This window comes from Nostoc sp., assembly GCF_036919615.1.
GTDB lineage: Bacteria > Cyanobacteriota > Cyanobacteriia > Cyanobacteriales > Nostocaceae > Nostoc.
In genome coordinates, this window is record NZ_JBALCN010000003.1 from 20,543 (window position 1) to 44,335 (window position 23,793).

Annotated in this window: 21 protein-coding genes and 2 pseudogenes; 12 read left to right on the top strand and 11 right to left on the bottom strand. The window is 44.1% G+C overall.

Translation table 11 applies throughout. From position 1 onward, the window contains the following. Positions 1-10: 10 nt before the first annotated feature. From V7K48_RS00950 to V7K48_RS00960, 3 genes are all read right to left on the bottom strand, one after another. A complete protein-coding gene (locus tag V7K48_RS00950; RefSeq protein WP_335068735.1) occupies positions 11-271 on the bottom strand; it encodes a hypothetical protein in 261 nt (86 codons plus the stop codon). Between the two features lie 186 nt (positions 272-457). Further along, complete coding sequence (locus V7K48_RS00955; protein WP_334976542.1) at positions 458-820, bottom strand: DUF6464 family protein; 363 nt, start codon at positions 818-820, stop codon at positions 458-460. A gap of 144 nt (positions 821-964) precedes the next feature. Then, positions 965-2,476 carry a hydroxysqualene dehydroxylase gene (locus tag V7K48_RS00960; protein WP_335069015.1) on the bottom strand — a complete coding sequence of 504 codons (1,512 nt, stop codon included), beginning with the start codon at positions 2,474-2,476 and terminating at the stop codon, positions 965-967. 358 nt (positions 2,477-2,834) lie between these two features. On the opposite strand from V7K48_RS00960, the gene V7K48_RS00965 reads away from it, so the two are divergent. From V7K48_RS00965 to V7K48_RS00975, 3 genes are all read left to right on the top strand, one after another. After that, positions 2,835-3,737 (top strand): class I SAM-dependent methyltransferase, encoded by a 903-nt coding sequence (locus V7K48_RS00965; protein ID WP_335068737.1) that lies wholly within the window; start codon positions 2,835-2,837, stop codon positions 3,735-3,737. 409 nt (positions 3,738-4,146) lie between these two features. Continuing rightward, a complete protein-coding gene (gene modB / locus V7K48_RS00970; RefSeq protein ID WP_335069017.1) occupies positions 4,147-5,964 on the top strand; it encodes a molybdate ABC transporter permease subunit in 1,818 nt (605 codons plus the stop codon). A gap of 207 nt (positions 5,965-6,171) precedes the next feature. After that, positions 6,172-6,786, top strand: coding sequence for a Uma2 family endonuclease (locus V7K48_RS00975; protein ID WP_335068739.1), 615 nt, complete (start codon positions 6,172-6,174; stop codon positions 6,784-6,786). Here the strand turns inward: V7K48_RS00975 and V7K48_RS00980 are convergent. Then, a complete protein-coding gene (locus V7K48_RS00980; RefSeq protein ID WP_335068741.1) occupies positions 6,745-7,947 on the bottom strand; it encodes a pyridoxal phosphate-dependent aminotransferase in 1,203 nt (400 codons plus the stop codon). The genes V7K48_RS00975 and V7K48_RS00980 overlap by 42 nt on opposite strands. 173 nt (positions 7,948-8,120) lie before the next feature. On the opposite strand from V7K48_RS00980, the gene V7K48_RS00985 reads away from it, so the two are divergent. Beyond that, positions 8,121-8,720 carry an MBL fold metallo-hydrolase gene (locus tag V7K48_RS00985; RefSeq protein ID WP_335068743.1) on the top strand — a complete coding sequence of 200 codons (600 nt, stop codon included), beginning with the start codon at positions 8,121-8,123 and terminating at the stop codon, positions 8,718-8,720. Between the two features lie 372 nt (positions 8,721-9,092). Continuing rightward, on the top strand, positions 9,093-10,307 hold the full coding sequence (gene ribD, locus V7K48_RS00990) for a bifunctional diaminohydroxyphosphoribosylaminopyrimidine deaminase/5-amino-6-(5-phosphoribosylamino)uracil reductase RibD (protein WP_335068745.1): 1,215 nt from the start codon (positions 9,093-9,095) through the stop codon (positions 10,305-10,307). Between the two features lie 42 nt (positions 10,308-10,349). Here the strand turns inward: ribD and V7K48_RS00995 are convergent, their stop codons facing one another. The 5 genes from V7K48_RS00995 to V7K48_RS01015 all read right to left on the bottom strand — a co-directional run bounded on the left by V7K48_RS00995 (position 10,350) and on the right by V7K48_RS01015 (position 15,841). Continuing rightward, positions 10,350-10,568, bottom strand: coding sequence for a hypothetical protein (locus V7K48_RS00995; protein ID WP_163937100.1), 219 nt, complete (start codon positions 10,566-10,568; stop codon positions 10,350-10,352). Between the two features lie 417 nt (positions 10,569-10,985). Next, complete coding sequence (locus V7K48_RS01000) at positions 10,986-12,218, bottom strand: NAD(P)-binding domain-containing protein (RefSeq protein WP_335069019.1); 1,233 nt, start codon at positions 12,216-12,218, stop codon at positions 10,986-10,988. Positions 12,219-12,222: 4 nt separating this feature from the next. Further along, positions 12,223-12,405, bottom strand: coding sequence for a hypothetical protein (locus V7K48_RS01005; RefSeq protein ID WP_335068747.1), 183 nt, complete (start codon positions 12,403-12,405; stop codon positions 12,223-12,225). A 534-nt stretch (positions 12,406-12,939) separates the two neighbouring features. Continuing rightward, on the bottom strand, positions 12,940-14,799 hold the full coding sequence (locus V7K48_RS01010) for a protein kinase domain-containing protein (protein ID WP_335068749.1): 1,860 nt from the start codon (positions 14,797-14,799) through the stop codon (positions 12,940-12,942). A 94-nt stretch (positions 14,800-14,893) separates the two neighbouring features. Continuing rightward, positions 14,894-15,841, bottom strand: coding sequence for a LysR family transcriptional regulator (locus V7K48_RS01015; protein ID WP_335068751.1), 948 nt, complete (start codon positions 15,839-15,841; stop codon positions 14,894-14,896). A gap of 130 nt (positions 15,842-15,971) precedes the next feature. Between V7K48_RS01015 and V7K48_RS01020 the strand changes: the two genes are divergently transcribed. From V7K48_RS01020 to V7K48_RS01040, 5 genes are all read left to right on the top strand, one after another. After that, positions 15,972-16,616, top strand: a complete 645-nt coding sequence (locus V7K48_RS01020) for a DsbA family oxidoreductase (RefSeq protein WP_335068753.1) — start codon at positions 15,972-15,974, stop codon at positions 16,614-16,616. 248 nt (positions 16,617-16,864) lie between these two features. Further along, positions 16,865-17,146: an NAD(P)/FAD-dependent oxidoreductase gene (locus V7K48_RS01025; protein WP_335068755.1), complete on the top strand. Its 282-nt coding sequence runs from the start codon at positions 16,865-16,867 to the stop codon at positions 17,144-17,146. Further along, a complete protein-coding gene (locus tag V7K48_RS01030; protein WP_335068757.1) occupies positions 17,143-18,297 on the top strand; it encodes an FAD binding domain-containing protein in 1,155 nt (384 codons plus the stop codon). Before V7K48_RS01025 ends, V7K48_RS01030 begins: the two co-directional genes overlap by 4 nt. After that, entirely contained in the window at positions 18,294-18,407 is a 114-nt protein-coding gene (locus tag V7K48_RS01035) for a TMEM175 family protein (protein WP_335068759.1), read from the top strand. Before V7K48_RS01030 ends, V7K48_RS01035 begins: the two co-directional genes overlap by 4 nt. A 2-nt stretch (positions 18,408-18,409) precedes the next feature. After that, positions 18,410-18,607 (top strand): hypothetical protein, encoded by a 198-nt coding sequence (locus V7K48_RS01040; protein WP_335068761.1) that lies wholly within the window; start codon positions 18,410-18,412, stop codon positions 18,605-18,607. On the opposite strand, the gene V7K48_RS01045 is transcribed toward V7K48_RS01040, so the two are convergent. Beyond that, the gene (locus tag V7K48_RS01045) at positions 18,600-19,646 is read right to left on the bottom strand and encodes a hypothetical protein (protein WP_335068763.1); all 1,047 of its coding nucleotides are present in this window, start codon (positions 19,644-19,646) and stop codon (positions 18,600-18,602) included. The genes V7K48_RS01040 and V7K48_RS01045 overlap by 8 nt on opposite strands. A gap of 1,139 nt (positions 19,647-20,785) precedes the next feature. Between V7K48_RS01045 and V7K48_RS01050 the strand changes: the two genes are divergently transcribed. After that, complete coding sequence (locus tag V7K48_RS01050) at positions 20,786-22,714, top strand: alpha-amylase family glycosyl hydrolase (protein WP_335068765.1); 1,929 nt, start codon at positions 20,786-20,788, stop codon at positions 22,712-22,714. Between the two features lie 256 nt (positions 22,715-22,970). Then, positions 22,971-23,318: pseudogene (locus tag V7K48_RS01055) on the top strand (transposase); the annotation flags it as partial. A gap of 14 nt (positions 23,319-23,332) precedes the next feature. Here the strand turns inward: V7K48_RS01055 and V7K48_RS01060 are convergent. Further along, a pseudogene (locus V7K48_RS01060) lies at positions 23,333-23,789 on the bottom strand (DUF6444 domain-containing protein); the annotation flags it as partial. Positions 23,790-23,793 lie beyond the last annotated feature (4 nt).

The following is a 23,793-nucleotide window of genomic DNA, read 5'->3' on the forward strand; positions in this document are numbered from 1 at the left end:
GCTACCAATTTTAGATTTTGAGTCGCACCAAAGGGGCGCTGACAGCGCCACTTGGACTTTGGTGAAGCAGTGCGTTCTTCTCACATTGGGAGAGGCTACGCCAACGCGGAGCATCTCGTAGAGAAGGGGGTCTCCCCCATGAGCGACTGCTGTTAGCGCAGCGTAAAGCCTTCTCTTCTCCTTCTCCTATCGGAGACGCTGCGCGAACAAAGACGCTAACGCGAACCAGAGGCAAGTCTTGCAATACGCTGTTTGCGTTCGCCAACGGCATGGCAACTCTTAGAGATGCTGTTCGCGTTCGCTTAGAGCGACTCATCGAGCGTCGGTACGAGCGTCACCCGAACGCGAGTGCGTTTCCGATAGAAGAAGGGATTAAAGGAAAAATCTAAAATTTAAAATCGTTTGACTGAGCGTCCCTTGCGCGTCTCTAAGAGTTGCCGAAGTCTAAAATCTAAAATTAAATAACTCCTGACTTTTCATAAAAGTGGCAAGATTGGCAAGGGCCATCTGGGTTGACTGCACAGCGAATGATTTCTGAATGAGCATTGTAGCAGCAGGTGGCATCGCCAATTACCCAACGTCCCGCAACCAAACTTTTCTCAGATGGTCGTTTAGCAGACTGGACGTAAATGGCAATATTATGCAAGCGGTAGCGCCCAGCTTTAAGTTGGTATCGATGGCGGCGCTCTAAAACTGCGTAAGTTTTACCTTGAAAATCGAGATAGTTTCCGGGTTGGGGTGTCCAATCAAGTTGCACTCTGCCGAGCGACTCACGCGGATGCGTCAGAATCACCTCGGTTTGTAAAGAGTCTGACTCCATAAGCTTATGTGATTTGATTTACATTATAAGGATAGTATCGCAATCGCTTTCTTTAGCTTACCGAATTTAAATTACAATTAATAATTCACTATATTTGCGAGAAATATACAAACAGTAGAGTAGCACAGCTGTGCTACCTAGAGATTACGGCAACCAAAAGTCAGGTAGGATAGATTTGCCCAAGTCACGCAAAGTTTGGTTGAGCGATCGCCCCACTTGTATATGCACTTCATCCTCTTCTACAGCTAAAATCTCAGATGGCTGACCTTCTCCCAAATAAGACACCACCAAATTTGCCGCCTCCAAACCAGTAACATAAGCCTTTTCCTGTGACCAAGAACCATGACGGTTCACAATCCAATCCCCACTCATAAATACATTCTCAAAACTTGTCTTAGCGGGTAACATATAACGATAGCTACCAGGTGCAAAGTGAGTCACCGCCTGAGTTAGCCGAATTACACTGCTATCAATGATCTTTGCCTCCCGAAACGCTGGCACACAAGTTGTTAAATAACGCTGGACTATTGGTAAAATCTCTTCATCGCTCAAACTGAGAAATTGATTCGCGTGATAGAAATCAGCTTCAATCACTGTTCCTGGCTCATCCCGATATTCATCATGTAGAGCATTCAAATCAAAAAACGTCCAACCTGTAGTTGCGTCGAATCCAAAGCAAGCATTAGAAGGACGAGGAATATCAATTTTGCGGTCAAACCATAGTCGCGTTGCTAAAACATCAATTGCTCCTAAATTGCTCAAATTACGGAATTCTTCACGGCTTTGTAAACTAGGGCTAGTTGAGACAATCTTCTTCATACCCGTGATCCCAACTGCAAAAATCACCGCATCTGCTTCAATTACTTCATCACCGCAAACCACACTCTTGGCTCGATGATTACTATCAATAATTAAGTCTGTAACTCGGCGCTTGGGCAACACTCGTACACCAAGTTTTTCGATACGTTCCACCCAAGGATGAAATATCTTTTCCCCGACAGTTCCCCGACACCAAACTACATCAAAATCCGGTTGATGAGCCAGAATAAAAAAGTAAAGCATCCCTAAAGTTGCTGCGGCTGAACATTGTTCACCAGGGGCAAACAAGCCCACCAATAACATTGGTTCAAAAGCCTCGCGGTAAAGTCGTGCAGAAACGTTAAAGTTTTTGAACAATTCACGGGCAGTTACAAAGTCATAGCGCCGCCAAGCATCATCAGAATTGTCAAAATCAACAACAGCATAAAGTAAAGGCAGGGCGCTAAGACGGTCAATTAGTGGCAGCCGCTTAAACTGAGTGTAGAGAAAAGTTCCCAGAGGTGTTGGGAGTCGCGGTAAATTTTGAAAAATCGGTGATTCAACTTCCAAACCTGCTGGCGAATATTGCGAAGAACGAGTCCAAGTAGTAAAAGGATTAATTTCTAATTCATTAATTAGGGAAAAAATATTTTTGTAAGGATACCAAAAGCCATGAATTCCAGCTTCAACAGATTTTCCTGTGGCTGTTTGCCAACCTGCTACCAATCCACCAGGATAGGGGCCTGCTTCTAGAAGGGTCACATCATAGCCTTGTTTTGCCAAGTGGTAGGTTGCTCCTAAACCAGCCCAACCAGCACCTACAACTACCACCCGTTTTTGTTCTGACCCTTCTACCATCTCAGCCTCCGATTGTTGCAGTCCATCAACTAATGTAACGTGAGTTCGACAAACCTCTCTCTGCCTTGAACTTTCGTTAAAGTTTGTCTTTCTGGGAGTCGGAGAGGGATGGTTTTGCGTAGTAAAACCTCTAAGAGGTTTCAATATTTACGCTAATTAGGTCGTTTCCTTTGGATGCAATAGGCGCTTTGGTAGCATAGCTGTGTGCCCCTATAAACTATATTCCATCGAATTGAAAACAGTTATAAACTTTGAAGAAAGGCTAAAGGGAAGCATCTCAGTAAAAATCACTTGCGGTTAATGCTGAGTTAAGAGTATAACAGAAGACATAACTAACTATTCATAAGGAATAATCCTAATGACTCAATTAACAAATGCAAAATTCAGTCTAAATGACTTTGAATTACGAGATGGCATTTATTTTCCTAGCGACTACGAACAGTTGAATAATACTCAACATAAAAAGACATGGGACGCAATTGGGAAAACATACTACGGTTCCCAAAAATTTGAAAAACTTGCAGATACATCGCCTATCAAACAAGATTACACTCTGCTAACTGGCACGCCTGGAGGTACTTGGAATAAATTTCCGTTGAATAAATCTGTTGATTCTATTCTGGAGATTGGTTGTGGTTATGGTCGCGCACCTTTACATCTTTCTAAAGCGAAAAATCTCAGATGCGAGAAATATTATGGAATTGATATTTCTGAGCCTTTATTGCGGCGGTTAATCAAAGTTAAACAAGAATATGATTTTTTCCCAGAAGCTGAATTTAACTTGATTTGCAATTCTGCTGAAATATTGCCTTTAGAAGATAATTCTATAGATTTGGTAATTTCTAACTGCGTCTTTATGCATATTCCAGATGCACAATTAAGAAATTTGTTGGCTGATATATCTCGTGTACTCAAACCTAGTGGAATTTTTGTTTTTAATCATTCATTTCACAATAAGTCTTGTCCTTCTCATATTATCCATAATTTTATCAGAAGGCTGAACCCATTTGTGAAAAATCCAGTTTATCTCAAGCAATATACATCTGCTGAAATAAATAAAATGTTAGCGACTGCTGGCATACAAACAAAGTGTCCACAATACACTGTCGAACCAACAGAAGAATATGCAATTTTGCCGGAAACCATTAAAGGAATTCCAGTGCCCTTTGCTAATGCTATTAACAGAAGTCTTAAACCATCAGATGCTTTAAAAGAAACTTTGGCTTATGGTTTTAGTGCCTACAGCACTCAACTGGACTAATTACAGCTATTTTCAGGTAAATAGACCACGCCCTACGGGCACAGCAATGCTGTGCCCCTACGACAGATGTGGTTTAAATAAATGAAAACTCCTGTAAAAAACTATCTCGTTGTCAGTAGCCAAAATATATAGGGCATTGAGCCAAGATAATGTTGCAGAGTGTGTTTTCCTGATTTACTAACTTGTCTATAAATGATATTGGAGCACTTCAGCCCATCACTATCCTATTTGATTTGTGAGAATTGCAAACCGCAGATCCCCGACTTCGTAAAAGTTGTCGGGGATCTTGTTTATTACGAATGATTCAGGATTGCTATATTTGTTATGTAATTTACCAACTTTTCATAACATATTGGAAATAAAGTTGGTAAATTATGGATTAGTTGAGCTAATTCTTCCCCAGACAACTATGCCATTGGATTTATCGCCTCTTTGGATATCACTCAAAACTTCATTACTTGCTACATTTATCACCTTCTTCTTGGGGATCGCTGCTGCCTACTGGATGTTGGGATATCGTGGCAAAGGTAAATCGTTGATTGAGGGTATCTTTATTGCACCCCTGATTTTGCCCCCTACCGTTGTCGGCTTCTTGTTGCTGCTATTTTTTGGCAAAAATGGCCCTGTAGGGAAACTCATGCAGGCTTTTGACTTCAGCATCGTCTTTACTTGGTATGGTGCAGCGATCGCAGCTACCGTAGTTTCTTTCCCTTTAATGTATAAAACTGCATTGGGAGCCTTTGAACAAATAGATACTAATCTGCTGCGAGTAGCTAGAACCCTTGGTGCAACTGAAGCCACAATCTTTTGGCGGATCAGTTTACCCCTAGCACTACCCGGCATTGTCGCCGCCACAATGCTCGCTTTTGCCCGTGCTTTGGGAGAATTCGGCGCGACGTTGATGCTGGCTGGTAATATTCCCGGACAAACACAGACAATTCCAATGGCAATTTATTTTGCTGTGGAAGGGGGAGCAATGAATGAGGCTTGGTTTTGGGCGAGCGCAATTATGGTGATTTCTCTATCTGGAATTATTGCAGTCAACTTCTGGCAAGAGTTGAGGGAAAAAAAGAGGGGAGCGGGGAGAGCAGGGGGAGCAGGGGGAGCAGGGGAAGCAGGGGGAGAAAATCTTTATACCCCGCAATCTAGCTTTGAATCTGGTGGATTGTTAGTCAACATTGAAAAAATACTTCCTAGCTTTGATTTAAAAGTTGCTTTCACTACTGATGAACAACCCTTGGGATTGTTAGGGGGTTCTGGAGCAGGTAAGAGCATGATTTTGCGCTGCCTTGCGGGGATAGAAACGCCTTCTTGTGGACGCATAGTTTTAAATGGCAGAGTCCTGTTTGACTCGGAACAAAGAATTAATTTACCTAGTCGCGATCGCCGCATCGGTTTTTTAGTGCAGAATTACGCCCTGTTTCCGCACATGAGTGTGGCGCAAAACATCGCTTTCGGCTTGCCCAAAAAATTATCTGCCGGGAGTATTAGGGTGCAGGTAGAAGAACAATTATTAGCGATGCAGTTGCAGGGATTAGGCGATCGCTATCCGCACCAACTTTCTGGGGGTCAACAACAACGGGTAGCCTTAGCAAGAGCATTGGCAAGTCAACCGGAAGCATTGCTTTTGGATGAACCGTTTTCGGCACTAGATACTCATCTACGTAGTCAATTAGAGGAGCAAATGACAGAAACTCTCGCTGGCTATCAAGGTGTGACTCTATTTGTCACCCATAATATGGAAGAAGCTTATCGGATTTGCCCGAATCTGTTGGTATTGGAGCATGGTAGAGCCGTTCATTATGGCGGCAAACATGATATTTTCCAGCATCCAGCTACTGTGAGTGTCGCCCAACTTACCGGATGTAAAAACTTCTCCCGTGCTGTTCTCCAGTCATCACAACAGGTGGAAGCGACTGATTGGGGTTGTACTCTCCAAGTCATTGAACCAGCCAAGAGCGAATTATCCCACATCGGTATTCGTGCCCATCAGTTCATTTTTACCAACGACTCATTACAGGAAAATACCTTTCCCTGCTGGGTAGTACGAACAAGTGAAACGCCCCATCGAATGACGTTGTTTCTCAAATTACATTCTGCTGGCAAGAATTCTCAAGATTACCATCTGCAAGCTGAAGTCTTCAAAGAAAAATGGGCGATTATGAAAGATCAACCTTTTCCTTGGTATGTGCGTTTAGATCCTCTGCGCTTGATTTTGATGCAATGAACGCAGAGATGTACGTAACAGGGGGTATTACATATTTGGGCGTTGCATAAAATGCTTGTGGAGAGTTGGGTTAGACTACGACCTGGAAGTCGTCAAACTCTAGTTCCTTGTGAAGTAAGAATTCCATCGGCTAAAAGGCGATCGCGAAGACAAGGATATAGAATGTGTTAGTTAATAGGGTAGGCATCTTTCGTGTAAGAGGTCAAGATGATACAGACACCCGCCAGTCCAGAAACCGAAACCTTATTGATTGAGTTGCCTAAGACGATTGGGCTGTACGTCACCCAGAAACAGTTTGCCGCTTTAGCAGCAGCCAACCGAGACTTGACATTAGAAAGAACCGCAGATGGAGAGTTAATTGTGAACCCACCAACGGGTTGGGAAACTGGAGAACGCAACCGCAGCCTCACTGGACAACTCGATCGCTGGTACGAAGAAAACGAAGATTTGGGTAAAGCCTTTGACTCTTCGACTGGCTTCATTTTACCCAATGGTGCGACTCGCTCCCCCGATGCCTCTTGGGTAAGCCGAGAACGTTGGCAGGCACTTACTCCAGAACAAAAAGGAACGTTTCCTAATATCTGCCCGGATTTTGTTGTAGAGTTACGCTCTAGTTCAGATCGGCTTGGGTCTTTGCAAACTAAGATGAAGGAGTATATTGACAATGGCGCTCTGCTGGGCTGGTTAATCGATCCGCAGCAGCGACGGGTGGAAATTTATCGACCGGGATTAGCAGTGGAAGTGTTGGAGAATCCGACTGAGTTGTCCAGTGAAGCAGTGCTACCGGGTTTTATGTTGAATTTGCGTCGGCTGTGGGATTGAAAATTGGGCGTTGCATAAGCGATCGCTCGCTGTTTGTAATGTCTCAGGTCTTTTGCTGAAGCAAAATCTGATCAATGAATGTCCTTTTTCTGGTTGGCTGAAAAAGCTGGAACCAGGAACTACGGCAACACCAATATTTTTAATTAGATGGTAAGTGAATTCAACATCAGTTTTGTAGCCAAATTTGGAAATATCTGCAAGAACGTAATAGGCTCCTTTGGGAACGAAATAGGGAATGCCAACTTGATCTAGAATCTGTAAAATGTTGGCTCGCTTCTGATGATAAAGTTTGGCTAGTTCTTGATAATAGGATGGTGGCAGTTGCATGGCGGCAACTCCGGCTCGTTGCAATGGTGCAGGAGCGCCAACGGTCAAAAAGTCATGGACTTTGCGAATCGCTCCCGTCAATTCGGGGTTGGCCAAAATGTAGCCGACTCGCCATCCAGTGACGCTGTAAGTTTTGGATAAACCGTTAATGGTAACGGTGCGTTCTTCCATTCCAGGAAGGGTTGCTAAGGCAATATGTTGAGTGTTGTCATAGAGAATATGTTCGTAGATTTCGTCTGTAAACGCTAACACATCCCACTTTTGACAAAGTTCAGCAATTATGGTGAGTTCTTCATGGGTAAAGACTTTACCTGTAGGGTTGTGAGGTGTGTTGATAATAATAGCTTTGGTATTGGCATTGAAAGCTTGACGCAACTGTGATTCATCAAATGTCCAATTGGGGGGATGCAGTGTTACGTACTGGGGTTTAGCTCCAGCTAAAATCACATCGGGGCCGTAGTTTTCGTAATACGGCTCAAATATAATTACTTCGTCACCGGGATCGACCGTCGCTAGCATCACAGCTGCCATTGCTTCTGTGGAACCGCAGGTAACAGTGATTTGGGTTTCGGGATTGATATCTAAGCCGAGATACCAACGAACTTTGTTGGCGATCGCATGACGAAATGGGCGATCACCCCAAGTAATGGCATACTGGTTGACATCTGCCTCTATTGCTTCGTAAGCTGCCTGTTTCAATTCCAAGGGACAGGGAAAATCAGGGAACCCCTGCGCCAGATTCACTGCACCATGTTGCTGTGCCACCCGCGTCATCTCTCGAATCACCGACTCTCTAAACTGGTGTGCCTTCGCTGATATTTTTTGGCGCTGCATCTCACTCACCCCTATACCTCCGTTGATCTCTATTGCAGTTATCCGGGAATTTCTGTAAACCAAATAAAATTCATAATATTGATATTTTTATCGTAGTATACTCAACCTTATAATCTATATACTTAATTATTGATATTAATAGTCAATTACTGAAGTACTGAGCCAGAATCATCATGAAATCTTTGCACCGTCCCGATCTTTATAGCTGGTCTAATTTCAATCCGGCAAGAAATATTGATTTCAATGGGATTGCCTGGATTCGCCCAGATGGCAATATCTTGATTGACCCAGTAGCCCTATCAAACCATGATTGGAATCATCTGAAATCCCTCGGTGGTGTAGTTTGGATTGTGCTGACGAATTCCGAGCATGTTAGAGCAAGTAAAGAAATTGCCGATCAAACCTATGCTAAGATAGCTGGCCCTCTGGCAGAAAAAGACATTTTTCCTATACGTTGCGATCGCTGGCTGTCTGATGGAGAAGAATTTGTACCAGGACTGGAGGTGATTGAACTCCAAGGCTCGAAAACTCCCGGTGAATTGGCTCTGTTACTGGAGGAGACGACTTTGATTACAGGAGATTTAATTAGGGCACGCAAAGCTGGTAGCTTAACTATATTGCCAGATGATAAGCTGCTGAATCGAGAGGAAGCTGTTGCTTCTGTTCGCAGGCTGGCTCAACTGAGTCGGATAGAAGCAGTGCTGGTGGGGGATGGTTGGCCCGTCTTCCGCGATGGAAGCGATCGCTTACAGGAACTTGCAGCGACGCTGTAAATGGGTGGGTAGCACAGCTAGCTGTGCTACCCTACAGGATATTGTGGTTCAAATACATGAAAAAGGTTGTAAGAAAAATTGTAATGAAAATATTACAGGCTGATGCAAGATAATAGCGCCTGGATTTTACTCTGTTTAACGGGAAAGTCAGGAAGCAGAGGGCAGGAGGCAGGAGGAATACTACCCTCTATAGACCAGAGGGAGCAAGGGTTTGAATCCCCTACAACTTGTGCTTGGCCCAAATCATCCGGGGTCGAATCCGATAAGTGATTTGCTCCTCCTGCCTCCTTTAATTATCAGGAGCAAAGCGCGATTATCCTGTGGAAAGGCTGCGCGATCGCGTGCAGAATATTTACAGTATTGTCTAAAATTATGGATAATTCCCCAGTGGTCGCTCAAGCAGATGCATCCTTACCAAATTACACTCAGGAAAATATACGAATAGTGGAGTCAGCAGTTGGATCGAATTCTCCTATAAAGGAAAAGGTAGGAACTGACTTTGACTCTCGCATGATACTGCGGTGTTTGTCACTTGCTCGCCGCGCTTTAGGACGTACTTCGCCAAATCCGCTAGTAGGAGCGGTAATTGTCAAGGATGGCGAGATTGTCGGCGAAGGGTTTCATCCTCGTGCAGGTGAGCCTCATGCAGAAGTGTTTGCCTTGAGGGCAGCAGGCGATCGCTCTCGTGGTGCAACAATCTATGTCAGCCTTGAACCTTGTAATCACTACGGACGGACTCCCCCTTGTTCGGAAGGATTGATCCAAGCAGGAGTGGCAAAAGTAGTAGTGGGTATGGTTGATCCCAATCCACTGGTAGCTGGAGGTGGTATTGCCCGTTTACGTGCGGCGGGGATCGAAGTGTTGGTAGGAGTAGAAGAGTCAGCTTGTCATCAACTAAATGAAGCTTTTGTGCATCGCATTCTCTACAAGCGACCTTTGGGAATTTTAAAATATGCCATGACTTTAGATGGCAAAATTGCTACTACCTCTGGTCACAGCGCCTGGGTGACAAGCCAAGAGGCCCGTACTGAAGTACATCAACTGCGGGTGGCAAGTGATGCAATAATTGTCGGCGGGAATACAGTCCGACAGGATAATCCTTATTTAACCAGCCATCAGGTCGGGGCACATAATCCCCTGCGGGTGGTGATGAGTCGCCATCTCAACTTACCGGAAAATGCCCATCTCTGGCAAACTGCGGATGCTCCGACTTTGGTGTTGACACAAGAGGGTGCTAACCCCGATTTTCAAGAACTGTTGCGAAAACTTGGAGTGGAGGTGGTGGAATTAACATCACTTATACCAGATAAGGCAATGGCGTACTTGTATGAGCGAGGTTTTTGTAGCGTATTGTGGGAATGTGGTGGAACCTTAGCTGCTAGTGCGATCGCTCAAGGAGCAGTGCAAAAAGTTCTAGCATTTATCGCCCCGAAAATCATTGGTGGTAGCATTGCTCCCACACCTGTGGGCGATTTGGGGTTTACTACCATGACTGAGGCATTGTCTCTAGAACGTGTTCGTTGGCGTGTAGTAGGCTCTGACTGCTTAGTGGAAGGTTATTTCCCCCAAAAAACTAATAGTCAATAGTAATAACACTTGACTATAAATCAATTCTTCGTGATTTTGCTATCATGAACACTGACGTTCATGGGCAATGTCACGGATAAGGGCTAGCCGAGATTGAATGTAGTGGCAGAGAAAATCAGTTTCGTTAGAATCTAACAACACTTGTGTTTCAGTTTGTTTCACTAACCACTGCACCAAGCTAGCATCATCCAGTTGCAAGAGGAGCTTGGCTTGGGCGGTTTCAACCACTGACCAAAGCTGACGCATAATCGTAGGAGTCATCAGACCTCAATTGAATAATTAGCTTAGTTGTCTTCAGATTACACAATTTTGATCGCAATTGAGACATGAATGTAGAAGCTGAGACAAGTATTATTAAAAACTTAATAATGGTATTTATAACTTTATGAAGATTAAGAATTTAAAACTCAGTTTTGAAAATGGGGATTGGAAATTGGGCATGGGAAAGACAGATTTTCGGGCGTTAAGTTGCAAAACCTAGAAAATAAATCCACTAATTCTAAAAACTGGGTTTTTGTGCTTGGGAAGACCGAAATTATGCTGATTGTAGTCCAAGAAAGCCAGTTTTTTCAGGACTATATTGAATACTGAATCTGTCTTCTAGAATACAAAACCTTGTGATCGCCATTTTACTGTCGAATAATACACTCAGATTCATCCTGCTTTCCTAATCAAAAATTACTTCTTCTGCTCTTGAGCCATGATCTTTGATGCAATGAAGGCCGCATCCTCTCCAACGCCCAACAGAAGGCCAGACTTCGCAGTGTGTAGCCAGGGCAGACCTAGTAAGTAAAGTCCCGGATAATTTGTGAGACCACGCTTGTGAATCGGATAGCAATCACTATCTAAGACCGACAAGTGAACTAAGCTGAAATCGAACTTGTAGCCCATAGCCCAAATCACGCTAGTAACACCGATGGATTTTAAGTCCAACTCTAAAATCTCTTTGCTGTCATAGGCATCCTGCAAATTAAGCAGGTTTTCTTTGGGGATATCCATCCCGTTTTTCTCGATATAGTCGTCAATCTGTTTGAGCAAATCGACCTCAAACTTATCCGCTTTGTCCAGATTTTCCTTAAGATCAGCAGCCAATGTAATCTTGCCGTCATCTACACCTTGAATCCGACCTAACAGCACTATCCCATCTCGCGCAAATTGGTGCAGGTTGAGAGTATGACCGCCACCTTTACCAGATAAATGCGGATTTCCCTTAAACTTAGCTTTCAGGGACGGTAGCTTATCTACTGTCCGCTCATAAGACCCCATCTTGCCTATCCACCAGGTGATATCTTTGCCCCGATACCAACGAGGTATCCGACCAGCACTGCTGACGCACAAATACACTTTGATTCCGCTCTGATAAAGCTCCTCGGCAATCTGACAGCCCGATTGTCCACTACCCACCACTAGCACCGCACCAACTGGTAGCGCCTCTGGATTGCGGTATTCGCTGGAATGAAGTTGCTTTATCTCTGCTGGAAAAGCAATGCTGAAAGATGGAATTTTAGGGCGCTGGAATAGACCAGTAGCTACTACCACATTGGTCGCTGAGAACATTCCACTGCTGGTCTTGACAATATAGCCTGCTTTTGGAGAATTTTGTTCTACTGCTGTGACTTGGATGCCATAATGCACAGGTAGGTTGAAGCGCTCCACATATCGCTCCAAGTAAGTTACAATTTCGTCACGGGTCATGAAACCATCTGGCTCATCGCCTTGATATTCTGCTCCTGGTAGTCGAATTTGCCAATTGGGGGTCACGAGGGTGAACGAGTCCCAACGCTGATTGCGCCAAGCATTACTCGCTTGAGGTGATTGCTCAAGGACAATATGTTGACAAGCTTTCTGGGTCAAGTAATAGCTAATCGAAAGCCCAGCTTGTCCACCCCGATAATGACCGTTTCTATGTATTCACTCATGGATTTGCCAAAAGTTCGGAGCCGTATCTGGCGTTACAATGTAGGGGCGAGCGGTAGTCATAATTTTCTCCTTGGAAGCGTTGTTTATCTTCAGAGAATTTACCATGTTTAATAATATTCAGTAGAATTAATTGGCAATCCTGGGCACTCAACAGCAATCCAAACCAGGGCAAACGCATCTAAATCATTCTCGATCGCAATTTAGGATAACGCTCTTCCATTAGTCTTATGAGAAAATAATATAGTGAAGTGGCGCAAAGCCTTGTTTAGTCTATATTTTAGGCCAAAAAGCCTGTCGAAATGATCAAATTTGTAGACGATTACTGTGAATGTGATAGGAAGCTGTTTTCTACTCCACTAATAGCGTAGCTAGAATCTTTTGCAACACAACCGATTAGATTGCGTTAGGTGTTCGTGACCAGTTGGTGAGGATTATCAATTGCCTCATACATCCCACCAAACGAGTTACCGTGCATCAAGTCACTCTTTAAATGACCAATAATCCTTTCAGATAAAACAATACTAACTCAATCAATACATCTACTGATTGAGATATTAGTGCATCAGCCTGAGAAACTGATTGATCGTGTTCACAATAGTTTGGCACTCCTAGCGATCGCTAGGTAATTGGGGATAAAGAAATTAGTTTGGCTGATGTCAATTCTAGTTGCACAAAGTACTTTCAACTTTTGAGAACAATGTTTTCCAGGTAACTAACATCTTTTGGCTGTTGATGGACTCACAAAATCATGTAAATCTGCATCCCAAATGCTGATGTAAATAAGATCACATTTTTGGCGGATAATCTGACCTTTAACTGAGCCATTCTTAAAACTAAAATTATCAGACTGGCGCTGTTGTACCTGTTTAAGTCCCTGCTTAATTTCTTCAGTGGCTTGCCCATCTAACATTCCATTCAAGGTAACCTCCATTAGCTGCGGATCTACCGATTGGGCAAAAGCTACCTCAGTTTGACGCAGCACTTTAGAATTACGGTCAAATAAGTAGCCAAGTTCAATTTTGTTTGGCACTGGTTTGTAAATAACAGCACGCGTCTTGCCCCATGCGCCTCTTAAATCTTGATCTGGTTTGCCGAGGGTAGCTTCTACGATATTTCTTGCTGTACCCGTAGGGAATGCAGGAACGCTTTGTCTGCTCGTAGTGGCAGCTAATTTACTCCGGGGCTTGTTCTGTGGTGTGGAACGCACTTCTGGTGTGGGAACTGCGTTGGCATTGCCCAAAGCAGGCGTCGCCTCATTCTTTGGTTCTGGCTGTGGTGTGAATACTGCTACTGGCGCTGGAGTATCTGAAATTACAGGCTTCTTTTTTGGCGGTGGTGTGGATACAACTGGGGGATTAAAAGTTGGCAAAGGATCGGGAATTACTGGCTGTTGTGCTGGTGAGATCGGTACAACTGGAACTGGAGAAGTTTGGGAAGAAACAGGTGGTTCGGGAGATACAGGAGTGGAAGGCGAAGATTCTGGCGATGGGGTGGGACTTGTGGCAATGGTTATTTCTGGTTGTTGCTGACGAGTGAAGCTAGAAATTGCGACTGCACCAATCAAGCCGCCTACCAGCAAACTACCAACAATCACAGCAGATTTTTGCCAGTTTCCACCAGAGGAAGACCCGGCGAGCGCAGAATTTTTTTGCGGGGAATATAATGGCTGGGCTTGTGTAGTCGATGTAGCAGTAGGAGAAAAAATGACTGTGGAAGCATTTGCCGCTAACTCAGGAAGTATATTAGTCGCAGACTGCAAGGCATGTAGCATTTTACTGGCAGTGCTGTAGCGATCGCCAGCATGAGGCTTAATTGCCTGATTGAGTACCGCCGCCAATTGGGAAGAGACGTTAGGGGCGAACTGAAGCCAAAGGATTTCTCCAGTTTTCAGATCAGTTAATAGTTCTTGCGGATGTTTGCCAGTCAGCAGATAAATTGCCGTCAAACCTAAGCTATAGATATCAGTGGCGTAAACTGGGCGGCCAACCGCTTGTTCGCTAGGCATATACCCAGGCGTACCAATGACAAGCGATCGCGTCGGGTATCCTGGAGAATTCACCACTGAACGGATTGTTTCTTTGACTGCACCAAAATCAATCAAAACTGGCTTGGCATCAGCAGAACGGAGAATGATGTTATCTGGCTTGATATCTCGGTGAATAATCCCTTTGCTGTGGACATAATCCAAGACTGAAAGCAAACTCAAGAGAATTTGCCGAACAGCAGTTTCACTCTCAAATCCTTTGGCTTCGACAATTTTTCTCAAGGTTTGGCCGTGAATCCATTCTTGAACCAGGTAAAACTGCCCGTTCTCAGAAAAGTAGGCGTAGAGTTTAGGAATTTGGTGACTACTTTCACCCAAATACTCCAAGGTTGCGGCTTCCCGTTCAAACCGCTGTTGGATAATTTGGTAGATTTGCGGGTCATTATTGGTTATCGGTTTGAGTTGCTTGATCACACAGCGACGGCGAGAAGGCATATGGACATCTTCTGCTAGAAAGGTTTCACCAAACCCACCAGCGCCGATTACCTGGATAATTTGATAGCGATTGTTCAGCAGGGTTATTGTCATGAAAAATTACAAGCGTAGATACCGGAGACACTTCGCCTCTGGGCTTGTCGTCAGACATCGCCCTTTCCAAATGTACATCAGATGAGTTAATGAGTCATGGACACTGAATTGAGAACGGGTCTGTCTCCCAGTAAGGCGGATTGCCAAATTGCTGAATCAGGAAATCCATGAACACTTGAACACGTCGTGAGTGCTTACGACTGGGTAAATACAATGCATAGACACCTGTATCTGGATCAGTTTGTGGAGAGATTTGAAAATCAGACAACACTGCCTGCAATCGTCCAGCTTTAATATCTTCACCGATCAACCAGGTTGGCATCAAGATTAAACCACTGCCATCTAAACAAACTTGACGCAGCATCTCCGAGTGGTTTGCCACTAGAGATCCACTCACTTTTACTTCACACACTTCTGTCTCACGCTGGAAGCGCCAGATTTGATGATTTGTGGAATAAGCAAACAGCAAACAATTGTGCTGAGTTAAGTCGTTCGGATGACTCGGTTTACCATGTTGCTTAAAATAGGCTGGGCTACCGCAGACTAGGCGATTATAGGTCGCGAGTTTGCGAACCATTAGATTGTCATTGGAGCGATCAAGGTTGCTGATGCGGATAACCATATCTAGATCGGCTTCTACCAGGTTTGCCAGTCCATCGCTCAGTTGGAGGTCAAGTTTCACTTCTGGGTACTGAATCAGAAAATCGCTCAGAATCGGAGCAATGTGGAGCCGGCCAAACGTCACAGGCAGACTGATTCGCAAAGTGCCGTGCGGAATATCACCCTGTTCCATAACACAAATGTTGGCTTCTTCCACATCTTGCAGAATCTGCACGGCTTTGTCGTAATACTTCTGCCCCTGTAGTGTGAGCGTGATGCTACGCGTAGAGCGGTTGAGTAACTGAGTGTTCAGCATCGCTTCCAGGGAATTGATTTGGCGCGTCACCGAGGATACGGCTAACCCTAACTGCCGTGCAGTTTCAGAAAAGCCACCAGTTTCTACGACTTTGACAAACGATCGCATCGCTGCCAGTTGATCCATCGCCTCCCCCGAAACTAATTATTGCAGAAAACGCAAAGGTGTTTAGCGTATTTAGTAGATTAACATTCTTTTCAAATGAGATTAAAGTGAAACTATCGATAGTTGCAGAACAGTCCCAAAGGAGGCAACGATGACGCTGACGATCACAATTACGTTTGATTTCATTTGTCCTTGGTGTTTAGTGGCAGAAACGCGGTTGAATCAAGCGATCGCGCAACTAAATTCTGCTGTTAAAATTGAGCGTCTCTGGTTTCCCTTTGAGCTAAATCCGCAAATGCCAGAAGCCGGAATGGATCGCAAAGCCTATCGCACTCGTAAATTTGGCAGTTGGGAATACTCGCAAGGGTTGGACGCAAAAACGGTGCAGGCAACACAAGCTGATCATATTAACTTCCGCTACGACCTGATGAGTGTCACACCCAACACCCTGAAAGCACATCGATTGACCTGGTTTGCAGGTAATCAGGGCAAAGCGACTGAGATCGCTGTCCGCATTCTCAATGCCTATTTTACAGAAGGTCGAAACATTGGTGATGTTGAGACTCTAGCAACTTTGGCAGCAGAGATTGGGATTGATCCTGCTCAAGTAAAAGCGTTTCTGGAGTCAAAAGCCGGAATTCAAGAAGTCAAAGACTTAGAACAACAGGCGCTCGCCCAAGGAATTCATGGTGTTCCGGCCATTCGCATTGGTCGAGAAATCATATCTGGAGCGCAATCAGTTGAAGTCTTTCTGGCAGCTTTGCAACAAGCAGTGAATAAATTAGTAAATGCTTAAGGACTTGCAAGTAAAAAAATATCCCGAAACTAACACACAAATCTTCTCTATTTCTCTTCTCTCTGTGTTCTCTGCGCCTCCGTGGTTCGTTTATTTAGATAATTTATTTCTTGGAAATCCCTTATACCAATTCTGTATGAAGGTGCGCCGAACTATATAAAGAACGAACCACAAAAAAGAGGCAGCGCGGTCTCCTCCCAAAAGGAGAGGCTGGAACTGTACAACGGGTCGATACTCAGCGATTGTTTGTGTGTATTGGCGGTGTTCCGAACACGGACTGGGCAAAGGATACTCCGATTATTCGAGATGATGCAGGCTATCTGATCACTGGATCAGAGTTGCTGAAAGCAGGTCATCCGCCAGCAGGCTGGACTTGCGATCGCGACCCGTTCTTCTTAGAAACCAGTGTTCCTGGCTCGTTTGCGGCAGGAGATGTGCGGCACGGCTCAGTCAAGCGTGTCGCTTCCGCTGTGGGAGAAGGCGCGATGGCAATCACGTTTGTGCATCAATATCTGGAGGAAAATAGATGAACGCTACTGATCGTCGTGCCATTGTGATTGGTGGATCACTGGCAGGGCTATTTACAGGAACCCTGCTGCGATCAATTGGTTGGCAGGTTGATATTTATGAGCGATCGCCTCATCTGCTCGATAGTCGCGGCGGCGGCATTGTGCTCCAGCTTGATGTGATTGAAGCGTTTCAACGCGCAGGCATTCTCCAGGACAAACTGGGTGTTGTAGCGCAGGAGCGTTATTACTTGAAGCGGGATGGCAGCATTCAACGAATGCCGATGCGTCAAACTTTGACCTCCTGGAACTTGCTCTACGCTTCGATGCAGCGGCAGTTTCCAGATGAGCATTATCATCAAGGGAAATGCTTGAGCGAGATTGAGCAAAACGGCAATCAGGTGACAGCCATATTTGGGGATGGTACGCGTGAGACGGGCGATTTATTGGTAGGAGCCGATGGGCCGAATTCAACCATCCGCCAATTGCTGCTGCCTAGCTACACGCCCCAGTATGCAGGCTATGTGGGTTATCGCGGCTTAGTCGATGAATGGGAGCTAGACCCAGAAACGGCTGCCATTTTTACCGAGCGCTTTGTGTTCTTTCAGTTTCCCAATTCACACATTCTGCAATACGTCATTCCAGGTGAGAATGAGTCGCTTGTGCCGGGAGAACGTCGCTTTAATTGGGTCTGGTATGTCAATTACGATCAAACAACTGAATTGCCGTACATTCTGACTGATAAGCACGGCAAGCGTCGAGATTTCTCGATTCCACCCGGTCTGATCGCGCCATCTGTAGAACAAGAGATGCGATTGTATGCGAATCGAGTCTTAGTTACTCCGTTTCAAAAGCTAGTGGCAGCAACAAAAGAACCGTTTGTGCAAGCCATTCTGGATCTGGGTATGCCCCAAATGACTTTTGATCGCATTGCCTTAGTGGGAGATGCAGCGTTCATCCCCCGCCCGCATACCGCAGCAAGTACCTCAAAAGCGGCAGCAAACGCGATCGCCCTCGTTGATGCCCTTATGGATCATCAGGATGTTTTGGAAGCACTCTCCGCTTGGGAAGGCAATCAGTTAGCGCTGGGAATGCGCCTATGGAAACACGGTCAAGCCTTGGGAGAGCAATCCCAGTTTATCTATGGTACAGAGCGCTGGGAGGGAGAGCAATGAAGTCACTAATCAGCTTGAATCGGTTTGAGACATTTAGCAATGGCGTGTTGGCGATCGCAATGACCCTACTGGTGATTAAATGCAATCCAATGTGTCAGCTTGCATTGTGAATGTGTCAGCTTACATTGTGAATGTGTCGGCTTGCATTGTGAATGTGTCAGCTTACATTGTGAATGTGTCGGCTTGCATTGTGAATGCGTCGGCTTACATTGTGAATGTGTCAGCTTACATTGTGAATGTGTCAGCTTACATTGTAAATGCGTCGGCCGCATTAAAAACACTACCCTTTACGCAAAGCTGTACTAAGTGAACTCTATAGTCTCAACAAACTCTAAAATACTCTGCTTGATGTCTTCGGCTTCTTCTTCAAGGGAATCGGGAGTTTCGCCGTCAAGAAAGCTGTGCTGACTACTAACTATATACAAAAATTCACCACTGATAAAGGTGAGCAGCCCTCGATAAGCATCTAATCTGATCGCAGTTCCATTATTTTCTTGTTTAGAAATCGTCGAACCTTTGGGCATATCGATTAACACGTAGTAAGCACCTCGCAAAGTATCTTCCAGATATTCGCTATACTCCACAGAAGCATCTGGTACATTGGCAAAAATCGCTTGGGGTACATACTTGTCAACTAAGATTGTTTGTAAATATTCTTCTTGTCCAACAGACTCCAGTTCCTCTAACTGTTCCAGGGGGAATGGATAATAATCGATTCTCAGCAAAGTACCAATGTCATCAGAAAAACCAACAACTCCTTCCTGACTTTGAATTCTACCGCCCTGCTGCGGATCAACCGGAATCGGCACCGTAAAATTATTTAAGGGGGATTCATAGTTCTGTTCACTAAAATCTTCTATGACTACTGTTTCATCTTCGTCGTCTGCATATTCTTCCTCTGCTTCTTTAAAAGCTGCAATTACCTCCTTAATGATTTCCTCTGCTTCTTCATCTTCAAGTTCCAAGGCTGCTTGTAGCTTTTTGAGGTAGGCTTGTTTCGGTTTGGGGATGGCGAGGTCATCGTCTAAAAGCACTATCACCCCAGCCGCAAAACCATCCAGTACTAATTCATCAGAGAGAGATACTTTGGCGACATTAAACAAAGGCCCAATTCCCTCTTCCTCTGCAATGTCTATGAGTCTATCAACTATTTCGGCGATATCATCTTCTGAGTATTCCTCGAAGACCTCGAATTCCCAGAGGATACCCGCTAAACTTTCTGCATCTACATCTTCAATGGATGAATCAGCGATCGCCGTGACAGTTGCAATCGCCGCCACCGCTTCCTCTGGACTTAGTGATTCCTCTGATGTCTTTGGTGAGTTAAAAACCAAGTCATATTTTGTCATAATTGCTACCTAAATTAATTCTTTGATAGTAATAACAGATTGAAAGTGACAATGGTCAGTTTACCAATGGAGCGAATCTTCTAGAGAAAAAGTTGGCTAATACATATTTTACTCAGTATTGCTCAGGTGTAACAAAACATTGCCTTGTTGATAGCTAATCTCCCGTGCTAATTAAGCTTTGTTGTAATCCAACTCCACTTTCCTCCTGACTTCCCATATTATGATTTGAGACATACTCCGAAGCGATCGGCGATATTTTCCTAAAAACTTAAATCTAACCACTGACTAAAGTATCCTTGGTCTCCCGAGGATACCTGATATTTCATTTCAACCTTGTCCAGCTTTTCATAGTAATCCAAATGACCGCTGATCGAGTCTTTCAGATGGTAGTAGTCTGCCAAAGCAACTTTGATCATTGAAAAAGTTTGTAGTAAGTTAGTGCAGTCTTCTCCCAACGCAAAAGAGCGTCTCCTTGGCGCAGCCTCTCGTAGAGAAGAGTTGGGGAGACACTTTAGCGTGAGAGGCTATGCCAACGAGTCATCTCCCTTCGCGCAGCGTCTCTTTGGCGCAGCCTCTCGTAGAGAATAGTTGGGGAGACACCAAGGGCGAACGAGCATCATCCATCCCTTGCACCTCTTTGTCAAAAGAAGGGTCAGGACTTTAGTCCTTGATTTGAGCGCTAAAGCGCTCACTACAAACTAAGCATTCTTAACTTTACACAGTAATAGTAATTGACAAGGCGAACTTGATCGAGCTTGCATTCGATTGGGTTATTAACCAGGTATTGACTTTGGAGTGCAAATTCTGGTTTCACACCCAAGCAGTTAAGGTGTTCTAAAATCTGTTGTCGAATATACATTTAAACACTAACTAGGCTCAATATTTACCGCAAGTCACTTTGACTAGATATTGTAAATTTTTGTTATGAAGCGATTACCGTTAATAACTGTTATATTCCTTTGTTTTTATCCTCTAGCAAATGAATTATATCTACCGATCAAATTATAAACTAGCTAGCGATAGATACCTAGACTGTAGACCAGATGTCACAATACCCAAGTTTGTAGAACCAACAATACTCGAAACGTTGTATTGTTGGTTCTACAAATATGAATTTCATGAAATTTTGAGTTTTTTTTATGGTACAAACTCCTCCATCTCAGTTTTCACCAGATCAATACAAAGTTGATTCTGCACACGAAAAAGTACAAGCTATTATAGAAACACCACCATCAGATACGGAGATTGACCTAGAGTTTCTTTACACCAGAGATATTGAATTTCGTCAAGAAACCATTTACTTTCTTGTGGTTGATCGCTTTTATGATGGCGATCAAGATAATAGCGAAGGTGCAAACTCAGAACTGTACGATCCAACTAGACAAGAATGGGGTAAGTACTGGGGTGGTGACTTGCAAGGTGTGATCGATAAATTGGATTATCTCAAAAATCTGGGAGTGACAGCCCTTTGGCTAACTCCACTGTTTGAGCAGGTTGAAGAATTATTTGTTGGTAATGCAGCGCTACATGGCTATTGGACAAAAGACTTTAAACGGCTCAATCCTCGCTATATTGCTGATGGAGAGAACCCTTCTTTAAATGCTACCCAAGAAGAAAAAAATACAACCTTTGATCGGTTAATTACGGAACTGCACAAGCGCAATATGAAGCTAGTGCTAGATATTGTCTGCAACCATAGCACACCTGATACCAGCGGTAGCAAAGGAGAATTGTATGATGATGGCGTGAAAATTGCTGACTTCAATGATGATGTCAATAATTGGTATCACCACTATGGCGAAGTGCAAAACTGGGAAGACGATTGGCAAGTACAGAACTGTGAACTATCTGGTTTAGCAACCTTCAATGAAAACAATACTGAATATCGTGAGTATATCAAGTCAGCCATTAAACAATGGCTAGACCGGGGTGTAGATGCACTGCGGGTGGATACTGTCAAGCATATGCCCATTTGGTTTTGGCAAGAATTCACTGGCGATATGAGCAATCACAAACCAGATGTATTTATTTTTGGTGAATGGATTTACAGTAATCCTACTGACGAACTCTCAGTGGAATTTGTTAACCACTCAGGCATGACACTTCTAGACTTTGGGTTGTGTGTGGCAATTCGAGCCGCATTGGGGCAAGGTTCAGAAAACGGATTCCAAACAATTCAATATATTTTTGACCAAGATTATCGCTATAAGGGGGCAGCAGAGTTAGTCACTTTCATCGATAATCATGATATGTGCCGCTTCCAATCGCTGAACCCCGATCCTGCGATGCTGAAGGTTGCGATCGCCTTAATTATGACATCTCGCGGCATTCCCTGCATTTACTACGGCACAGAACAGTATCTGCATAACGACACCGACGGTGGTAACGACCCTTATAACCGCCCAATGATGGAAAATTGGGATACTGAGAGTGAGATTTATCGTTGCATCAGGCTGCTGTCGGGTTTACGGCGACTAAATCCTGCCGTGTCAATGGGTAGCCACTGGCAAAAATATCTCACCCCCGACATTTACTGTTATGTGCGTCGTTATCGTGACTCCCTATGTTTTGTAGCTTTAAACCGGGGAGGAGAAGTTACTCTCCCGGAAGTAGAAACAGAATTGCCCGATGGGGAACATACCTGCGTAGTGACTCGCAACAAGTATGAGGTGAAAGATGGTAAGATTTATGACTTAGTATTAGAAGAACGGGGAGTGATTGTTTTCAGCCACGTTGGGGAACGGATAAAAGCACAGACAATTGTGCGCGTCCAACTCAATGGCGTGGATACCAAACCCGGTGAAATCATTGTGGTAACTGGAGATTGCCCAGAGTTGGGTAACTGGGATATCAGTAAAGCATATCCCCTAGAGTACATCAACTCGAATACCTGGTCTGCTGAGATTCCCTTTGATGAGAGTACTGGTAAGCTGATTGCTTATAAATATGCCATGTGGCGGGAAGGGCGATCGCCTCTGCGGGAAAATCTCGTAAATCGCCGTTGGGTGATTGCCAAAGAAGGTACCGTTAAATGGCGTGATACCTGGGCATCGGGAAGAGAATCTTAGAAGTTGTTTGAAAAGTGGTTGGCTGTGATTTTAGGCACTTATTGATCTCCCTTTTTAAGGGGGATTTAGGAGAATTTAAAACGTTTTGCTACCAACAAGAGGACTTTTCAAACATCCTCTTAGAATGTCTACAAAAGTAGCTGTTGATGAGTGGAGCACCCATCAACAGTTTCATACCAATTTTAAATCAGTAGGCACAGCTATAACTGATAAAAAAGACATAAAATATGGATAACAAACTTTCTTCTTTCAAGCCTTAAATGGCTCAATGGATGGAAATGCATATAAAGTCTTTATCGAACATTTTTTGCTTCCACAATTATGGATTGGTGCAGTAGAAAGGAAGGATAATCTGCCTGCACATCAAGTCGCAGAAATTAAACCCTTAATTAAATCTGTTGGTGCAAGTCTTCTGTACCTGTCTCCTTATTCCCCTGAATTTAACCCCATTGAACATTGGTGGTCACAGTTAAAAGCGTTCCTGAAACAATTTTCTCCCAAGACTGCATCTGGAGTCGATGGTTTAATTAAAATAGCACTTGAATTAATTAATCCTGAACATCTCAAAAATTGGTTTACAAATTGCTGCTACTGTACCTCATGAACTCCGAATCTGCTATCTTGTCCTGGGACTAGATCGGGCGACCAGTCTGCTGTTTGTGCTTCACCACACCGCGAGCAAATGCATGTGTATCGATGATATTCAACTATTTCTATTGGTCGCTCTGCCATCTGTGCTACTTGCTGTGTTTCGATTTTTATCGGTTTGCAAACAAAGTCCGTCTGACCACAGCAACGACACAATTGGGGGCGTAAAATCTCAAATCTATCTACTCGCCCAAACCCCTTTCTAGTTTTACCTGGATGTCCTGGTTGTCCTCCAGGCTTCCGTTTTGGAGTCTCACTGTTCCCATCCCCTACTTCTTTTTGATTTTCTGATTTTTTTAGAATATCCCCAGATGGCGGCTTCGATGATGTAGAACTATCTAAATCTCTACTAACATGCAAGTTTTTGTACTTCTTGCTCTAATTCTAAAATTTTCTTGTTTAGTTTATCTATAGCGATCGCCTGCTCGGCT

Excerpts from the sequence above, each read along its gene's own strand:
- V7K48_RS01020 (WP_335068753.1), top strand. The coding sequence starts at position 15,972 with ATGACGCTGACGATCACAATTACGTTTGATTTCATTTGTCCTTGGTGT.
- V7K48_RS00955 (WP_334976542.1), bottom strand. The coding sequence starts at position 820 with ATGGAGTCAGACTCTTTACAAACCGAGGTGATTCTGACGCATCCGCGT.
- V7K48_RS01010 (WP_335068749.1), bottom strand. The coding sequence starts at position 14,799 with ATGACAATAACCCTGCTGAACAATCGCTATCAAATTATCCAGGTAATC.
- V7K48_RS01050 (WP_335068765.1), top strand. The coding sequence starts at position 20,786 with ATGGTACAAACTCCTCCATCTCAGTTTTCACCAGATCAATACAAAGTT.
- V7K48_RS01015 (WP_335068751.1), bottom strand. The coding sequence starts at position 15,841 with ATGGATCAACTGGCAGCGATGCGATCGTTTGTCAAAGTCGTAGAAACT.
- V7K48_RS00980 (WP_335068741.1), bottom strand. The coding sequence starts at position 7,947 with ATGCAGCGCCAAAAAATATCAGCGAAGGCACACCAGTTTAGAGAGTCG.
- modB (WP_335069017.1), top strand. The coding sequence starts at position 4,147 with ATGCCATTGGATTTATCGCCTCTTTGGATATCACTCAAAACTTCATTA.
- V7K48_RS00995 (WP_163937100.1), bottom strand. The coding sequence starts at position 10,568 with ATGACTCCTACGATTATGCGTCAGCTTTGGTCAGTGGTTGAAACCGCC.
- V7K48_RS01045 (WP_335068763.1), bottom strand. The coding sequence starts at position 19,646 with ATGACAAAATATGACTTGGTTTTTAACTCACCAAAGACATCAGAGGAA.
- ribD (WP_335068745.1), top strand. The coding sequence starts at position 9,093 with ATGGATAATTCCCCAGTGGTCGCTCAAGCAGATGCATCCTTACCAAAT.
- V7K48_RS00950 (WP_335068735.1), bottom strand. The coding sequence starts at position 271 with ATGCCGTTGGCGAACGCAAACAGCGTATTGCAAGACTTGCCTCTGGTT.
- V7K48_RS01035 (WP_335068759.1), top strand. The coding sequence starts at position 18,294 with ATGAAGTCACTAATCAGCTTGAATCGGTTTGAGACATTTAGCAATGGC.
- V7K48_RS00965 (WP_335068737.1), top strand. The coding sequence starts at position 2,835 with ATGACTCAATTAACAAATGCAAAATTCAGTCTAAATGACTTTGAATTA.
- V7K48_RS01030 (WP_335068757.1), top strand. The coding sequence starts at position 17,143 with ATGAACGCTACTGATCGTCGTGCCATTGTGATTGGTGGATCACTGGCA.
- V7K48_RS00985 (WP_335068743.1), top strand. The coding sequence starts at position 8,121 with ATGAAATCTTTGCACCGTCCCGATCTTTATAGCTGGTCTAATTTCAAT.
- V7K48_RS00975 (WP_335068739.1), top strand. The coding sequence starts at position 6,172 with ATGATACAGACACCCGCCAGTCCAGAAACCGAAACCTTATTGATTGAG.
- V7K48_RS01005 (WP_335068747.1), bottom strand. The coding sequence starts at position 12,405 with ATGCGTTTGCCCTGGTTTGGATTGCTGTTGAGTGCCCAGGATTGCCAA.
- V7K48_RS00960 (WP_335069015.1), bottom strand. The coding sequence starts at position 2,476 with ATGGTAGAAGGGTCAGAACAAAAACGGGTGGTAGTTGTAGGTGCTGGT.